General features: G+C 68.7%; 16 protein-coding genes. 7 read left to right on the forward strand and 9 right to left on the reverse strand.

What is annotated here, in order from left to right:
* Window positions 1-148: 148 nt before the first annotated feature.
* The gene (locus ACGFIF_RS29755) at window positions 149-952 is read left to right on the forward strand and encodes an Rv2578c family radical SAM protein (protein ID WP_393159022.1); all 804 of its coding nucleotides are present in this window, start codon (window positions 149-151) and stop codon (window positions 950-952) included.
* A 497-nt stretch (window positions 953-1,449) separates the two neighbouring features.
* Here ACGFIF_RS29755 and ACGFIF_RS29760 read toward each other — a convergent pair whose 3' ends face one another.
* Together ACGFIF_RS29760 and ACGFIF_RS29765 are read right to left on the reverse strand one after the other, a co-directional pair.
* Window positions 1,450-2,259: an FAD-dependent monooxygenase gene (locus ACGFIF_RS29760; protein ID WP_393159024.1), complete on the reverse strand. Its 810-nt coding sequence runs from the start codon at window positions 2,257-2,259 to the stop codon at window positions 1,450-1,452.
* Window positions 2,165-2,662: an FAD-dependent monooxygenase gene (locus ACGFIF_RS29765; RefSeq protein WP_393159026.1), complete on the reverse strand. Its 498-nt coding sequence runs from the start codon at window positions 2,660-2,662 to the stop codon at window positions 2,165-2,167. Before ACGFIF_RS29765 ends, ACGFIF_RS29760 begins: the two co-directional genes overlap by 95 nt.
* Window positions 2,663-2,763: 101 nt before the next feature.
* On the opposite strand from ACGFIF_RS29765, the gene ACGFIF_RS29770 reads away from it, so the two are divergent.
* Window positions 2,764-3,306 carry a TetR/AcrR family transcriptional regulator gene (locus tag ACGFIF_RS29770; protein ID WP_393159027.1) on the forward strand — a complete coding sequence of 181 codons (543 nt, stop codon included), beginning with the start codon at window positions 2,764-2,766 and terminating at the stop codon, window positions 3,304-3,306.
* Window positions 3,307-3,426: 120 nt separating this feature from the next.
* On the opposite strand, the gene ACGFIF_RS29775 is transcribed toward ACGFIF_RS29770, so the two are convergent.
* Window positions 3,427-4,260 carry an SAM-dependent methyltransferase gene (locus tag ACGFIF_RS29775; protein WP_393159029.1) on the reverse strand — a complete coding sequence of 278 codons (834 nt, stop codon included), beginning with the start codon at window positions 4,258-4,260 and terminating at the stop codon, window positions 3,427-3,429.
* Window positions 4,261-4,427: 167 nt separating this feature from the next.
* The gene (gene map / locus ACGFIF_RS29780; protein ID WP_393159030.1) at window positions 4,428-5,195 is read right to left on the reverse strand and encodes a type I methionyl aminopeptidase; all 768 of its coding nucleotides are present in this window, start codon (window positions 5,193-5,195) and stop codon (window positions 4,428-4,430) included.
* Between the two features lie 59 nt (window positions 5,196-5,254).
* Between map and ACGFIF_RS29785 the strand changes: the two genes are divergently transcribed.
* From ACGFIF_RS29785 to ACGFIF_RS29795, 3 genes are all read left to right on the forward strand, one after another.
* Window positions 5,255-5,533, forward strand: coding sequence for a helix-turn-helix domain-containing protein (locus tag ACGFIF_RS29785; RefSeq protein ID WP_393159032.1), 279 nt, complete (start codon window positions 5,255-5,257; stop codon window positions 5,531-5,533).
* A gap of 63 nt (window positions 5,534-5,596) precedes the next feature.
* Complete coding sequence (locus ACGFIF_RS29790; RefSeq protein ID WP_393159033.1) at window positions 5,597-6,763, forward strand: CapA family protein; 1,167 nt, start codon at window positions 5,597-5,599, stop codon at window positions 6,761-6,763.
* A 244-nt stretch (window positions 6,764-7,007) separates the two neighbouring features.
* Complete coding sequence (locus ACGFIF_RS29795) at window positions 7,008-7,562, forward strand: rRNA adenine N(6)-methyltransferase family protein (RefSeq protein WP_393159034.1); 555 nt, start codon at window positions 7,008-7,010, stop codon at window positions 7,560-7,562.
* 48 nt (window positions 7,563-7,610) lie between these two features.
* On the opposite strand, the gene ACGFIF_RS29800 is transcribed toward ACGFIF_RS29795, so the two are convergent.
* Together ACGFIF_RS29800 and ACGFIF_RS29805 are read right to left on the reverse strand one after the other, a co-directional pair.
* Window positions 7,611-9,347 carry an ABC transporter ATP-binding protein gene (locus tag ACGFIF_RS29800; protein ID WP_393159036.1) on the reverse strand — a complete coding sequence of 579 codons (1,737 nt, stop codon included), beginning with the start codon at window positions 9,345-9,347 and terminating at the stop codon, window positions 7,611-7,613.
* Complete coding sequence (locus ACGFIF_RS29805) at window positions 9,344-11,065, reverse strand: ABC transporter ATP-binding protein (RefSeq protein WP_393159037.1); 1,722 nt, start codon at window positions 11,063-11,065, stop codon at window positions 9,344-9,346. Before ACGFIF_RS29805 ends, ACGFIF_RS29800 begins: the two co-directional genes overlap by 4 nt.
* 165 nt (window positions 11,066-11,230) lie before the next feature.
* Between ACGFIF_RS29805 and ACGFIF_RS29810 the strand changes: the two genes are divergently transcribed.
* Window positions 11,231-12,196, forward strand: coding sequence for a glycerophosphodiester phosphodiesterase (locus ACGFIF_RS29810; RefSeq protein ID WP_393159039.1), 966 nt, complete (start codon window positions 11,231-11,233; stop codon window positions 12,194-12,196).
* Between the two features lie 83 nt (window positions 12,197-12,279).
* On the opposite strand, the gene ACGFIF_RS29815 is transcribed toward ACGFIF_RS29810, so the two are convergent.
* Window positions 12,280-12,624, reverse strand: coding sequence for a PspC domain-containing protein (locus ACGFIF_RS29815; protein WP_393159040.1), 345 nt, complete (start codon window positions 12,622-12,624; stop codon window positions 12,280-12,282).
* Window positions 12,625-12,767: 143 nt separating this feature from the next.
* Here ACGFIF_RS29815 and ACGFIF_RS29820 point away from each other — a divergent pair, with 143 nt between their 5' ends.
* Complete coding sequence (locus ACGFIF_RS29820) at window positions 12,768-13,109, forward strand: MmcQ/YjbR family DNA-binding protein (protein WP_393159042.1); 342 nt, start codon at window positions 12,768-12,770, stop codon at window positions 13,107-13,109.
* Here ACGFIF_RS29820 and ACGFIF_RS29825 read toward each other — a convergent pair.
* Together ACGFIF_RS29825 and ACGFIF_RS29830 are read right to left on the reverse strand one after the other, a co-directional pair.
* Window positions 13,084-13,656 (reverse strand): DsbA family protein, encoded by a 573-nt coding sequence (locus ACGFIF_RS29825; protein ID WP_393159044.1) that lies wholly within the window; start codon window positions 13,654-13,656, stop codon window positions 13,084-13,086. The genes ACGFIF_RS29820 and ACGFIF_RS29825 overlap by 26 nt on opposite strands.
* 300 nt (window positions 13,657-13,956) lie before the next feature.
* Window positions 13,957-14,517, reverse strand: coding sequence for a GNAT family N-acetyltransferase (locus ACGFIF_RS29830; RefSeq protein WP_393159045.1), 561 nt, complete (start codon window positions 14,515-14,517; stop codon window positions 13,957-13,959).
* Window positions 14,518-14,729: the final 212 nt, after the last annotated feature.

Below are 14,729 nucleotides of genomic sequence, written 5' to 3' on the forward strand. Positions count from 1 at the left end.
CGCCAAGACCCCTGAATCGTCACCGATGTCCTGACACATCGAGTGTCACCGATGTCCTGATGCAGAACTGTCACCTATGTCCTGAGACATCACAGTTGTGCACAGGGCCGACTTGAAGATCTGGGGAACATATGTTCGACTGTGCTGCATGAGATGGGCTGGTCAGCAGGTCGATGCGGAGACCCCGGGGACGTTGCCGGGGCTCGGGTCGATCGCGGGTCTGGTCCGGTCGGTGACCACACCGGAGTTCCGCGGGATCACCTTCCACGAAGTGCTGGCCCGCTCCGCGCTGAACTCGGTGCCGGGGACGTCGCTGCCCTTCAACTGGACGATCAATCCCTATCGCGGCTGCACGCATGCCTGCCGCTACTGCTTCGCCCGGCCCTCACACCGCTATCTCGAGCTCGACCAGGGGGAGGACTTCGACCAGCAGATCGTTGTGAAGACGAACGTGGTGGAGGTGTTGCGGCGCGAGTTGGCCCGGCCGTCCTGGGCCGGCGAACAGGTTGCTCTGGGCACCAATACCGATCCCTACCAGCGGGCCGAGGGGCGGTACCGGCTGATGCCGGGGATCATCGAGGCATTGGCCGGTTCGGGGACGCCGCTGTCCGTGCTGACCAAGGGGACGTTGCTCCGGCGCGATCTGGAGCTACTGGTGGCGGCGTCCTCAGAGGTGCCCGTCGGCATCGGTATCTCGCTCGCGCTGGCGGACGAGGAGCTCCGCAAGCTCGTCGAGCCGGGTGTCCCGTCGGTCCGTGGTCGGCTCGACCTGATCCGTGCCGTCCGCGAGGCCGGTCTCACCTGTGGCGTCATGGTCGCGCCGGTCCTCCCGTGGCTCACCGATTCGGCCGAGCAGTTGGATTTCCTCCTCGGTCAGCTAGCCGAAGCCGGTGCAACCGGCGTCACCACACTGGTGCTCCATCTGCGACCCGGGTCAAGGAATGGTTCATGACCTGGCTGGCCGGCGAACGCCCTGACCTGGTCGCCCGCTACCAATCCCTCTACGCCCACGGCGTCAACGCCGCCCCGAGCTACCAAAACGCCTTCGAAGCCAAGGTCCGCCCCCTACTCGACAAACACGGCTTCGCCCAAAGCTCCCGCCACCGCGCAGACCCAATGAACCCCTCGGACCCCACCACCACCCGCGTCCGCACCCCCCGCCGCCGCACCCCGGCCCGCCCTCCCCGCCGCCCCGCCCCGCTCCCACACACCACCCCAGACCTCGACCAACAAACCCTGTTCTAGTCGGCCTGCTCCACCCCCACCTCCGCAACCCGCGCTCATCCCGCAGGTCCGCTCGCACGTCCGCCGGGTCCGCTCTCCCGCACGTCCCCCGGGTTCGCTCGTCCCGTGTGGTCGTGCCGGGTGCTGTGCTCGCGTGTTCGCGGTTGCCTGCTGCTCTTGCGCGTTCGCGCCGCTCGCTCGCCGGATGCTCCCACCCTCGATGGCTTATCGGTTGGTGGCTAGTTCTTCGTAGTCGGGTAGCTGTAGGGCGCCGAGTGCCTTGCCGAGGCCGTTCTGGGACCATGCCAGCTTCTGGATGGGAGTCGGCAGCTTGACCAGGGTTGCTGTTGCCCAGGGCACCAGTCGTACGGCGGTTCGGCTTGCCGGGATCACTGACCTCATCGTCTTCACCGCGGCTGCGCGACTGAGTTCGACGTACCGGCTGATCTTCTGCTCGTAGTTCCGGAGCCCGGCTGGGAGGTCGTCTCGAGTGGACGCGAGTTCGCCTGCCAGCACGTACGCCGTGACCGCGGCCAGGCTTGTCCCGCCGCCGATGGCTGGTCCGGGACTGAAGCCCGCGTCCCCGACGAGCGCGACCCGGCCGCGCTGCCAGCTGTCCAGGGTGATCTGGTTGATGGCGTCGAAGTAGAAGTCGTCGGCCGTCGCGAGGTGCTCGAGCAGCTGCGGCACCCGCCAGCCGTAGTCGCGGAACTCGGCCTCGACGATCCGCCGCTGCTGATCCTGGTCGCGATAGTCGAACCGCAATTCCTCGGGCTTGCGGAACAGGAAGGCCGCGCGGGCCTGCCCGGTCTGGTGGACACCGTAGGTGCTGACGATCCGGTCGAGGTCGACATGGACCAGCATCCGGTTGCCCAGGTCGAAAAGATCGGGCAGTGAGTACACCGCGAGGTAGCCGCCGAGCGGGCGCCGCAATCCTTCCTCAGGGCCGAAGGCGAGCCGGCGGACAGTCGAGTGCAACCCGTCGGCACCGATCACCAGGTCGAACCGGCGCGGTGCCGCGTGCTCGAACGTCACGTCGACGCCCGTGCACGGTCGCGATCGAGTCGCCGAACAGATACTCGATGTCCGCGCGGGTCGCGTCGTACAGGATCTTCGTCAGTTCGCCGCGGAGGATCTCGACGTGCTCGTCCGAGATGCCGGCGCTCAGGCGGTCGACGTTCACGTCGATCGGACGCCCACGGCGCCGCTCCAACGTCATGATCGTGGTCCGGGTACGCGCCTCGTGGATCTGCTCCCACAGGCCCATCCGCCGCACCACCTCGACACCCGAACCAAACAGGTCGACAGCGTGCCCGCCGAGGCCGTGCCGCAGCGCCGGGGTGCGTTCGACCACCGTGGGCTCGAAGCCGAAGCGACGCAGCCAGTACGCAAGCACCGGGCCGGCCACACTTGCGCCCGAGATCAGCACTCTCGCCATGACGGGACCCCTTCCATTTTGTTTACTTAACGGAAGGTAAGCAAACGAGGAGCGGTCTTGTCAATGCCTTACTTAACGGTAGGTCAGTTAAACTTGCCGGCATGCCGAGAGCGCGCAGCGCAGACACCAAGGAGAGGATCCAGCAGGCCGCGCTGGACTTGTTCAGCGCGAAGGGGGTGCAGCACACCAGCCTGAAGGACATCGCGGACCGGCTGGGGATGACCAAGCCGGCGCTCTACTACCACTTCAGCTCGCGCGACGATCTCGTCAGCAGCCTGGCGAAGCCGCTGATCGACGACTTCGACGCGTACGTCGGTGCGATGGAAGCCGATCCGCCGGACGGGCGCCGGGAGCTGCTCGGGTCGTTCTTCGACCTCACCTACCGGCACCGCGGTTTGCTGCTGCTCGCGATCCGCGATCTGTCGGTGCTGCAGGAGATGCATCTGACCGAGCACGTCGAGGGCTGGCGCCGCCGGATCATCGCCCTGCTGATCGGCGAGTCGCCGTCACTGGCCGACCAGGTGCGCGGCATGGTCGCGATCGGTGGACTGTCCGACTGTGCCGTCGCCTTCGAGGGCGTCGACGTCGACGCCCTCCGGACGGCCGCAATCGACGCGGCGTACGACACGTTGCGGAGCGACTGAGTCAGTCAGCCGACGACACCTTGCGGAGTCAGTCAGCGAGTCGCCGCTCCGTCGCGCACTCGTTGGTTCTCTGCGCGGGATGTGAGTCGACCGTCGGTTGCGGTCGACTCACAGCGGCGGCTAGGGCTTCTGGGCGACGCCTACCCACAGGCTGCAGGAGACGTCGGTGAACTCACCGTTCTCGACCAGTCGCTCGGTCTCCGCGTCGGGGTGCCAGCGGAACGGCGCGGACACGCCGGGCTCGACCAGTTCGAGTCCGTCGAAGAAGCGCGCGACCTCGTCCTTGCTGCGGACCTGCGCGTCACCGCCGTCGGCCTTGTAGACCTCGATCGCGCGCTCCCACAGCTCGGGCGCGAAGTCCGGCGTGCAGTGCGAGAAGATCAGGTACGAGCCGGACGCGAGCGGCTCGAGCAACTGCTGGACCAGGTCGTACGGCTTGAGCGCGTCGGGCAGGTAGTGGAAGACGCCGACCAGGCTGAGCGCCACCGGCTTGCTCAGGTCGAGAACGTCCTTGACCTCAGCGGATTCGAGGATCGACTGCGGGTCGGTGACATCGGCTTCGAGGTAGGCGGTCTTGCCCTCCGGGGTGCTCACCAGCAGCGCTCTGGAGTGCGCCAGCACGATGGGGTCGTTGTCTGCGTAGACGACCCGAGCTTCAGGGACCACCTGCTGCACTACCTCGTGCAGGTTGGGGCTGGTCGGGATGCCGGTGCCGACGTCGAGGAACTGGGTGATCCCCCGCTCGGCGACGTACCGGGCGGCGCGGTGCATCCACATCCGGTTCGAGCGGGCGGCGGTACGGAACCCCGGGAACGCCTCCAAGAGGTGCTCGGCCGCCTGCCGGTCGATCGCGAAGTTGTCCTTGCCGCCCAGGAAGTAATCGTAGACACGGGCGCCATGCGGCCGATCGAGGTTCAGTCGGTCGTAGACCTCGGCGTCCTGCGATTCATTCATGAAGCTTCCCATCCCCAGTACAGGTTGGCGTCGAAAAGGCATCGTAACCGGCGAACAACGGTCGGTGACACCAACCGGAAGAAAACTGTCGAACTACTTGATGGAGCAGCAAGCCGGGGGAGCGCACGACGAAGGTGCGCGCGACGTAGGACCGTGCGTACTGGGGACTACAGCAGGGTGAGGATTTGGGGGCCGTCCTTGGTGATGGCGACGGTGTGTTCGGCGTGGGCGCCTCGGGTTTGGTCGGCGGAGCGGAGGGTCCAGCCGTCGTCGTCGATGACGTAGGTGCTGCCGGGGCCGCTCCAGAACCAGGGTTCGATGGCGAAGACGTGACCCGCGCGGAGCTTGAGGCCGCGACCCGGCCGGCCGGCGTTGGGGATGTGGGGGTCCTCGTGCATCCGCCGGCCGATGCCGTGGCCGCCGAAGTCGAGGTTGGTGCCGATCCCGGCCGCCTTGCCGATCCGGCCGATCGCGGCGCCGACGTCACCGAGCCGGTTGCCCGGAACGGCCGCGGCGATCCCGGCGGCGAGCGCCTCCTCGGTGGTGGCGATCAGCTCCAGGTCCTCGGCGCGCGGCGTACCGACGCAGAAGCTGATCGCGGAGTCCGCGCACCACCCGTCGACCGAGGCGCCGCAGTCGATGTTCAGCAGGTCGCCGTCCTGCAGCGTGAGGTCTCCGGGCGGACCATGCAGTACGGCGTCGTTCACCGACGTACAGATGACACCGCTGAACGGGCTGGTCGCGAACCCCGGCTGGTACCCCTCGAACAAGGACACCGCCCCGGCCGACCGCAGGACGTCGCGAGCCACACCGTCGAGTTCGCGCAGCGAAACCCCTACCGCGGCCTCCTTCTTCACCGCGGCGAGCGCACTGGCGACGACGCGGCCTGCCGCGCGCATCTGCTCGATCTCCGCCGCGGTCTTCAACTCGACCATGCCAACTCCTCGACCTCTGCGTCTTCCCGGATAACTATACCGGTACTATTATCACGGTCATGGTTCGACCACCTCTGTCCAGTTGGGACCGCGAGCGGGGCCGGCAACTCGGCCGACTCCTCCGGGAGGCTCGTGGTGAGCGCAGCATGGTCGAGGTGGCGGCGGCCTGTGGCGTCTCCGTCGACACCCTGCGCAAGATCGAGACCGGCCGCATCCCGACCCCGGCTCTGTTCACCGTCGCCGCCGTCGCCGCGACCCTGGAGATCTCGCTCGACACCCTCGTCGAGGCCTGCCAGGACAATCCGGCCACCCAGGACGATTCCAACCTGATCGCCTAGCGAACCAAACGGACGGGCGGGGCGTCTCCAAAGCAACTGGGGGTTGACGCTTGGGGGCACGGAATGGCGGTACGACGACGGGCTGTGCTGGGCGCGATGCTCGCCGGAGCCGGAGCACTCGCAACGACGGGATGTATCGCGGACACAGCCGCGGACACCGGTCGGGGCACTAGCCCGGCAACCGGGCAGAAACCCAACCCGGACAAGGCGAATCAGAATCAGTCCGACGAGCTCACCCTCGTGGCCACCGGCGACGTACTCCTGCACGAACGTCTCTGGACCACCGCGAAACGCGACGGCCGCAACGGCGACTGGGATTTCGCGCCGGTGATGAGCAGCGTGAAGCCGATCGTTCAAGACGCCGACCTCGCGGTGTGTCACCTCGAGACCCCGCTGGCTCCGCTCGGCGGCCCGTACCGCGGCTACCCGCTGTTCCAAGGGCCGCCGCAGATCGCCGCAGCGCTCAAGCAGACTGGGTACGACGTGTGCACCACCGCGAGCAATCACAGCTTCGACGGCGGTGCGGCCGGCGTGGACCGCACACTGAAGACGCTCGAGCGCGCCGGCCTCCGTCACGCCGGCACGGCCCGCACGCCGGCCGAGGCTGAAACTCCAACGATCGTTGACGTTCGCGGCGTGAAGATCGCGTTGCTCAGCTACACGTACGGCTTCAACGGCCTGCCGTATCCCGACGGCGACACGTGGCGCGCCGGCAAGATCGACGTACCGGCGATCAAGGCGATGGCGAAGAAGGCCCGTGACGCCGGCGCGGACGTCGTCGTTGTCAGCTGTCACTGGGGCACCGAGTACTCGAGCAAGCTCAACGACCAGCAACGCGAGGTGGCTCCGCAACTGCTTGCCGACAGCAACATCGATCTGCTGCTCGGTCACCATGCCCACGTCGTCCAGCCGATGGAGCAGCACAACGGCAAGTGGGTCGCGTACGGCCTCGGTAACCTGATCGCCGCCCACCGCGAACCCAGCACACCCAAGGCCGAGGGACTCCTGGTCCGCTTCACCTTCCAGCGATCCGGCGATCGGTGGACCACCTCGAACGCCGAGTACGCACCGCTCCTGATGACGGATGCGCTGCCCGTTCGCGTTCTCGACGTACGACGTGAGCTTGCCAAGACCGGCCTGGCGGCTGCTCGCCGTACCCGGCTGGAACGGGCGGAACGTCGTACGACGGCCACCGTTCTGTCACTCGGAGCTACGCCAAAAGCCCTGTGAAATCAGGATCGAAAGGCTTGTCTGCCCAGCACGCGCTGGAAAAATGAGCGCGGTCTGCGAGGAGGCGCACCGATGGGCATCCGACAGCTCCGCCGATGGTTGGTCCTACTGGTCGTAGTCGCGCTGCTGGGCGGGGTGACGACTGTCCCGGCCAGGGCCCGGTCGCGCGGTGAAAATGCTTTGAGAGCGGGCGGTTCGGGGGCTAGGGTCGGCCGCATGAGTACGTACTTCGTGATGGTCCGTCGTGCCCGCCTACGGGCAGGCGAGGGGTGCCTGGGGATGGCATCCGCTCGATAGTCGTTGGGCCCAACGAGTCGTGGACGCCGCCGGAGTCAGACCCGGTGAACTCGTCCTCGACGTCGGAGCCGGACTCGGTGCGCTGACCGCACCGCTGGTCCGGGCCGGAGCCCAGGTGGTCGCCGTCGAACTCCACCCTGGTCGTGCCGACCGATTGCGTCGGCGGTTCGCGGACGCGCCGGTGACGGTGGTCCGTGCCGATGCCGCCGATCTGCGGTTGCCGTCACGACCGTTCCGGGTGGTGTCGAGTCCGCCGTACAACGTCTCCACCGCCTTGCTGAAGCGCTTGCTGGCACCGGGTTCCCGCCTGGTGTCGGCGGATCTCGTGCTGCAGCGGGCGGTGGCGAACCGGTGGTCTCGCGGTGACGCACCTGGTGCGAACCGGTGGTACCAGCAGTACGACCTGTCGATCGGTCTTCGCCTTCCCCGTAAGGCTTTCACCCCACCGCCCCATGTCGATTCAGCTGTCCTCGTGCTGCGGAAACGCCGTACCCGACCCTAGGAAACGCAGAACCCCCCGACCACTGGGCCGGGGGGTTCTGACGTTCGATCAGCCGTGCCAGGAGTTCCAGAGCGCGGCGTAGGAGCCTTGGCGGGCGACCAGCTCGTCGTGGCTGCCCAGCTCGCTGATCCGGCCGTCCTCCACCACCGCGACCCGGTCGGCGTCGTGGGCGGTGTAGAGGCGGTGGGCGATCGCGATCACCGTCCGGCCCTCCAGTACGGCGGCCAGCGAGCGCTCCATGTGTCGTGCTGCTCGCGGGTCGATCAGCGACGTGGCCTCGTCCAGCACCAGCGTGTGCGGATCGGCCAGCACCAGTCGGGCCAGTGCCAACTGCTGCGCCTGCGCCGGCGACAACGCCAGCTGACCGGACCCGACGCGCGTGTCCAGACCATCCGGCAACGCCTCGGCCCACTCGCGGGCGTCGACTGCCTCGAGTGCGTTGATCAGCTCGTCGTCAGTCGCTGAAGGCCGAGCCATCGACAGGTTGTCCCGCAGGGTGCCGACGAAGACGTGATGCTCCTGCGTCACCAGTGCGACCTGCTTGCGCAACTCGTCCAGCGGCAGCTCGGTCATCCCGACCCCGCCGACCGTCACCGAACCCGTCCGGGGCGGATGGATCCCCGCGACCAGCCGGCCGAGCGTCGACTTGCCCGCGCCGGACGGACCGACCATCGCGACCCGCTCACCCGGCTGGATGGTCAGATCGACGCCGTGCAGGACGTCGCGGCCGTCGACGTACGAGAACCGCACGTCCTTCGCCTCGACGAGCTCGCCCGAAGGCGCCTGACCCGACGGTGTCCGATCGTCCTCCACGTCGCTGATACCCAGCAACCGAGCGAACGCGGCACCACCGGACTGCAGCTCGTCCAGCCAGGACAGCAACCGGTCGACCGGATCGATCAGCTGGTTCACGTACAGCACCGCGGCCGTGACCGCGCCGAGTGAGACGTGCCCGTTGATGTGCAGCCAGCCGCCGAACAGCAGCGTCCCCACCACCGGCACGAGGTAGCCGATCTCGGCGACCGGGAAGTACATGGTCCGGAGGAACAGCGTGTACCGCTCGGCCAGGTAGGAGCCGCGGATGTCGGCATCGGTCCGGCGGACGCGTTCGTCGTACCGCCGCAGGGCCTCGACCGTGCGCGCACCCTCGACCGTCTCGGCCAGCGAGCTCGTCATCTGTGCGTACGCCGCGTTCTCGCGCAGGTACCCGTCCTTCGCGCGCCGCAGGTACCACCGCGTGCTGATCCAGAGCAGCGGGGTCATCGCGAGCAGCGGCACCAGCACCCAGACGCCGACGAGCATCGTCGCGGCGACCGTGAACAGCACGGTGACGAACGCGATGATCGTCTCCGGTACGGCGAACCGCACCGTCCGCGACAGGGTGTCGACGTCACGCGAGGTGCGTGACAGCAGGTCGCCGGTGCCGGCTCGCTCGACGGTGCCGATCGGCAGCGCGAGGGCGTTGTCGACGAAGTCCTCCCGCAGCTCGGCCAGCACCTGCTCGCCGAGCGCGAACGACTTGAACCGGGCCCACCGGGTCAGCAGCGACTGCGCCACGATGAACACCGCGATGACCAGGATCACCTGGTTGACCTTGGCAACGGTCGTGCCGCTCTGGACGTCCTCGACCAGACCGCCGATCAGCCGTGGCGCGGCCAGACCGGTGATCGCGGCCAGCCCGTGCAGCAACAACGCGACGAGCAACGTGCGCGGATGCCGCCGGGCCAGCCGGCGCGCGTGCCGACGGATCTCAGCAGGGCCCGCTACGGGCAGGATCTGCCTCATGTGAGCACCTCCTCCTCTTCCGTCTCACGGGTCACGGTCTTGCGGTAATAGGGCTCGGTCTCGAGCAGCGTGCGGTGTTTGCCGGTGGCAACCACTCGGCCGGCGGCGACGAAGATGACCTCGTCGACCCGGTCCAGCAGCGGCGGGCTCGCGGACAGCACGACGGTGGTGCGACCGGCTCGGTGGTCGCGCAGCCGGTCCGCGATCCGCGCCTCGGTGTGCGCGTCGACCGCGGAGGTCGGCTCGACCAGGACGAGCACGGACGGGTCCGCCAGCAGGGCCCGGACCAGCACCAACCGCTGCCGCTGTCCGCCGGAGAACGAGCGGCCCTTCTCCTCCACCTCGGAGTCGAGTCCGTCGGAAAGTGCGACCAGCACGTCGTCGGCCGACGCTGTACGCATCGCAGCCATCAGTTCGTCATCGGTCCGACGGTTGTCCGGGTCGAGCTCCTGGCGCAGTGTGCCGGTGAACAACTGGGAACCGGTGTCGCTCACCAGGATCCGCGCACGCACGTCCTCGCGCGTGGCGCTGGCCAGAGTCACTCCGCCGTACCGCACCTCGCTGGTGTCGTCGTACCGACCCAGGCGGTCCGCCAGCTCGTTGTAGGTGTCCGGCTCGGCCGCAACGATCGCAGTGAGCCGTCCGTCGCGGGCGCGGATGCCGGAGACCGGGTCGACCAGGTCGCCACCGTCCGGCAGCCGCACCGGCTGGACCGGATCGGTGACGTCGGGCTTCAGCGCCAGCACGCGGATCACCCGGCGCGCCGCGACCAGGCCGCGCATCAACTGGTTGGCGAAGTCAGTGGCTGTGCGCAGCGGCAGCACCAGGAACGTCGCGTAGCCGTAGAAGGCGACGAGCGAACCCGCGCTGAGGTCACCGCGCAGCGCGAAGTGCGCACCCAGACCGACCACCAGCACGACGAAGACGCCAGGCAGCAGCACCTGGGCAGCGTCCAGCACGGACTGGATCCGTGCCACCCGCACACCGGCCTGCCGGACCTGCTGCGACTCGCCGCGGTACCGACGCGAGAACGACTCCTCGCCACCGATGCCCCGCAGCACCCGCAGACCCGCCACGATGTCGGAGCCGAGCGAGTTCAGCTCGCCGACGGCCTCGCGTTGCGCGGACTGCCGCTTGTGCAGCGGCCGCAGCATCGGGCCGAGGCAGAACAGCATCACCGGTACGCCGATCAGCACCACCAGGCCGAGCGTGGTCGACGTGGAGAGCAGGATCGCGGCGACCACGGCGAAGGCGACGATCGAGCCGGCGAACCGGGCCGTGACCTCCATCAGGTTGCCGACGTAGGCCAGGTCGCCGGCGCCGACGCTGACCACCTCGCCGGTGGCCAGATGCTTCGGCAGGGTCGCACCGAGGTCGGCCGACTTCCGCGTCACCACCTGGACCGTGCGATAGGCGGCGGTCAGCCAGTTCGTCACCGCGAACCGGTGCCGCATGATGCCGGCCAGCGCCTGCACGACACCGACCGCGAACAGCGCCGCGGTCCACTGCAGCAGCCGCTCGCCGTCGCGCGCGGCGATCCCCTGGTCGATCGCCAGGCCGAGGATCGCCGGGATGAACGCCTGTGAGCCCATCCACAGGATGCCGAACGCCATTCCGCCGGCGAGCGTGCGCGACTGACCGCGCGCGACCCAGAGCAGATAGCGGGCCGGCGAGCGGTGATCGGGAACGCCGGGATCGGCGAGCGGGAGTTGTCTCATAGCCTTCTCAGGCTAGGTGCGGCCACCGACAGCCGCATGCGAATTAATCGCGCCTGGCCCGGTCACCGGCGGTGCCGCCGCGGTCTCCCCGCGCATCAAAAGACCTTCATCTTGCGTTGGGCAACGAGTCTCCGGCCCGCCATGTGCGCCGCCTGTCCTGGAACCATGCTGGTGATCGCGCATCGGGGAGCGAGTGGCTACCGCCCGGAACACACGCCGGCGGCGTACCGCCTGGCTGCTGACCTTGGAGCCGACTACCTGGAACCGGACCTGGTCGCCACCCTCGACGGCGTCCTGGTCTGCCGGCACGAGAACGAGATCTCCGGTACGACGGACGTCGCGGACCACCCGGTGTTCGCGGACCGGAAGATCACCAAGATCGTGGACGGGACCGCCGTCACCGGCTGGTTCGTCGAGGACTTCACCTACGCCGAGCTGCGGACCTTGCGGGCGCGGGAGCGAATGCCCGCGCTCCGTGCCGGCAACACGGCGTACGACGGGCTGGAGACGATCCCCACCTTCGACGAGGTGGTGGCGCTGGCCCGGCAGGAGTCACAGCGGCTCGGCCGGCCGATCGGCGTACTGCCGGAGATCAAGTACCCGGCGTACTTCCGGCGGGTCGGACTGCCGTTGGAAGAGCTGTTGACCGAGCGGATCCTGACTCTGGGGCTGCGGAACGACGAGATCATGGTGCAGTCGTTCGAGCCGACCAGTCTGCGCCGGTTGTCGGTGATGACGCGGGTGCCGCTGGTGCAGCTGGTGGACTCCGAGAGCGCGCCGAACGACTTTCTGCGGACCGGCGACGGCCGCACCTTCGCCGATCTGATCGAACCGGCCGGGCTGCGCGAGGTCTCGACGTACGCGCACGTACTGGCGCCGCACAAGAACCTGGTCATTCCCCGCCGGTCCGACGGCTCACTGGGCGAACCGACCCGTCTGGTCGACCAGGCGCACCGCGCCGGCCTCGCGGTCCAGGTCTGGACCTTCCGCGCCGAACGGCGCTTCCTCCCGACCGACACGGACTTCGCCACCGAACTCTCGGCCTTCACCCGACTGGGCATCCAAGGCCTCTTCGCCGACCACCCGGACCAGGCCCTGGCGGCAGTCCGCAAGACCGCACTGAACGTGTAGACGTGCGGCAGGGTGCGATGAGCCGGATCACCCTGCCGCACGCCGGCGGTGGTCGCTGCGCCCGGTTGGCGCAGCAGTAGAGGTCACGCCGCCGGGGGCTTGTTGTTGGTGTTGGTGTCGTCGTAGATGCGGGAGGCGATGTCGGCCTCCGGGCTCGCGGGCTGGTTCACCGACTGCTGGACGTTCTGCCAGACGGCCTTGCCGTCGGACTCCGGGATCACGACCCAGGCGACCACGTAGCCGATCAGGGCGGTGCCGCCGGTCAGCAGGGTCAGGCCGACGATGCCGAGGCGGACCAGCGTCACGTCGATGTTCAGGTACTCCGCGATGCCGCCGGAGACACCCGTGAGCATCCGCTGTTCGCGGGAACGACGGAGGACCTTGCCGGACAGGTTGGAGAACGGTGCGTTGGGGTTGGAGTTCGTCATGGCTCCACTCTCCCGCCTGGAGGCCCCCCGCCGCATCAGGATCGGTACCGACCCGACCCTGGCCGGACCCCGGGGCCCTCCGGCCCGGGGCCCTGACGACTTTCGGCCCGCGGAATGTCGGTGGCCGCGCGTACGGTCGGGGGATGGACGTCGATGTGCTGACGAAGGTCGTGCTCGGGCTGCCGGAGGTCGAGGAACACGAGGGCTGGGCGGGTCAGCCGGTCTTCAAGGTGCGGAACAAGAGCTTCGCCTACATGTCCGCGGACGGCGCCAGGCTGCTGCTCAAGGCCCTCCGCGAGGAACAGGAGGCGCTGGTCGCCGAGGACCCGGACGTCTACGCGCCGTCCTGGGCCTCCGGCCGGTTCGCCTGGCTCGACGTCACCATCGAAGCCGCCGACGACCAGGAGCTCCGCGAGCTCGTCACCGAGGCCTGGCGGCTGAGCGCCCCGAAGCGTCTCGTTAGCCAGTTGGACGCAGCACAGTAGTCAGATCCCGGAACCATGCCCGCGGCCGCAGACCACTGACCGACTGACCGAGCACGTTCCACGTCGGCGTGCCCGTGACGCCGTTGGCCCTCGCCTGGCGCTCGGACCGGTCCAGGGCCTCGTACGCCGTACCGTCGGCCAAGGCGGTCCGCAGACGTGCCCCGCTCCCGCCGGCCGCCTCGGCCAGCGTGGCGAGCAGGTCGACGGATGCGACGTCGTGGCCATGGGCGAAGTACGCGGTGAACACCGACTCGGCGAATCGCTGCGCGACCCTGGGCCGGGTGCTGTTGAGCCACTCGTGGGCGGCCAGCGCAGGTCGCGTGGTCGGCCTCCGGGCCGGCCGGCGCAGCGGCAGACCGGCCGCCTCGGCCTCACGCGCCAGGAAGTCGTACGACGGCCCGGCCGGCTTGCCGCCCGGCCGGATCTCGGGGTGGAGGCGGATCGCGTGCGCGACCACCTCCAGCCCGCCCTCCCGCAGGATCCGGTTCCGGTCCTGGGCCACGTAGCTGGAGGGACAGGCGAAGTCGAACCAGTGCTCGACAACCATCAGAACTCCTCGAAATCTCAACTCTGTGCGCGAGTCACGACGCTGTGGAGCCCGCTGTGTGCCGACGTCCGGTAGGCCGAGGATGATGCCGGCATCGCGGTGGAAGGTCTCGCGGAGTCTTCGCGGTGCCGAATCCGGCGCGGCGATCCGCTCGACGGCTCCGCCCGAGCTCACCAGCTACCGCCGCACAGTCAGGACACGCTGCCGCACTGTGATCGGTTCGCAGAGGTGCTCGCGGCCGAACCTCGGCCCGTCCGTCTACATGGTTGAATCTTAATCTTCAACACAAGGCAGCCAGGCCTAGAGGTGCTTGCGGACGAGGACCCAGCGGTCGCTGGTACGGCTGACCTCGGTGAAACCCGCGGTGAGGAACGCCGAGAGCGGGCCGCGGTAGAGGTCCGCCGAGGAGGCGCGGCCGGCGGTCGAGGTGTCGACCGCGCAGCCCTCGATCACCGCGGCGCCCTGCGACCGGGCGAACTCGACCGCGCCGAGCGCGAGCTCCCCGGCCAGGCCTTGGCGGCGGTGGCCCACCGGCACGACGAAGCACGTGATCACCCAGGCATCCGGGTGGTCGGTCCGCCAGTTGGGCGACACCTCCACTCGCGGGTACGCCGTCCGCGGCGCGACCGCGCACCAGCCGACCGGCGTCGTGCCGTCGTACGCGAGGACACCGGGCGGGACATCGGCCGTGCAGACCTGCTCGCGGAGGTCGCGGCGGTTGCTCTCGCGGGTGGCGGTGTCCCACTGCCGTCCGCGCAGGCGGAAGTACTGACAGAAGCAGCGGGCCGGATCGCCGCGCTCACCCATCACCGCGGCGACGTCCTGCCATGCGTCCGGACCGGCTGCTCGCACGTCCACCATGGGCCTACGGTAGCGAGGGGCTGGCTTGCACTCGTTTGGGGCGAGTGCTAATACTTGGTTAGCACTCCATGGGTGAGAGTGATAAGACTCGCTGCCCCGGAGTGTGCAAGAAGACGGCCTCGATGAGGTGCCGGAGCGTGGCGGGACGTGACCGCCGCGGTGTGGCGCCGTCCGTCGCGGGCATCCGGCCGGCTGAACCACAAATACTCGAC

It is taken from the genome of Kribbella sp. NPDC049174 (genome assembly GCF_043197365.1).
Taxonomy (GTDB): Bacteria; Actinomycetota; Actinomycetes; order Propionibacteriales; family Kribbellaceae; genus Kribbella.

Coding starts and splice junctions, on each gene's coding strand:
- map (WP_393159030.1), bottom strand. CDS start 5,195: ATGGTCGAGTTGAAGACCGCGGCGGAGATCGAGCAGATGCGCGCGGCA.
- ACGFIF_RS29790 (WP_393159033.1), top strand. CDS start 5,597: ATGGCGGTACGACGACGGGCTGTGCTGGGCGCGATGCTCGCCGGAGCC.
- ACGFIF_RS29820 (WP_393159042.1), top strand. CDS start 12,768: ATGGACGTCGATGTGCTGACGAAGGTCGTGCTCGGGCTGCCGGAGGTC.
- ACGFIF_RS29770 (WP_393159027.1), top strand. CDS start 2,764: ATGCCGAGAGCGCGCAGCGCAGACACCAAGGAGAGGATCCAGCAGGCC.
- ACGFIF_RS29815 (WP_393159040.1), bottom strand. CDS start 12,624: ATGACGAACTCCAACCCCAACGCACCGTTCTCCAACCTGTCCGGCAAG.
- ACGFIF_RS29805 (WP_393159037.1), bottom strand. CDS start 11,065: ATGAGACAACTCCCGCTCGCCGATCCCGGCGTTCCCGATCACCGCTCG.
- ACGFIF_RS29775 (WP_393159029.1), bottom strand. CDS start 4,260: ATGAATGAATCGCAGGACGCCGAGGTCTACGACCGACTGAACCTCGAT.
- ACGFIF_RS29765 (WP_393159026.1), bottom strand. CDS start 2,662: ATGGCGAGAGTGCTGATCTCGGGCGCAAGTGTGGCCGGCCCGGTGCTT.
- ACGFIF_RS29830 (WP_393159045.1), bottom strand. CDS start 14,517: ATGGTGGACGTGCGAGCAGCCGGTCCGGACGCATGGCAGGACGTCGCC.
- ACGFIF_RS29755 (WP_393159022.1), top strand. CDS start 149: ATGAGATGGGCTGGTCAGCAGGTCGATGCGGAGACCCCGGGGACGTTG.
- ACGFIF_RS29810 (WP_393159039.1), top strand. CDS start 11,231: ATGCTGGTGATCGCGCATCGGGGAGCGAGTGGCTACCGCCCGGAACAC.
- ACGFIF_RS29800 (WP_393159036.1), bottom strand. CDS start 9,347: ATGAGGCAGATCCTGCCCGTAGCGGGCCCTGCTGAGATCCGTCGGCAC.
- ACGFIF_RS29825 (WP_393159044.1), bottom strand. CDS start 13,656: ATGGTTGTCGAGCACTGGTTCGACTTCGCCTGTCCCTCCAGCTACGTG.
- ACGFIF_RS29785 (WP_393159032.1), top strand. CDS start 5,255: ATGGTTCGACCACCTCTGTCCAGTTGGGACCGCGAGCGGGGCCGGCAA.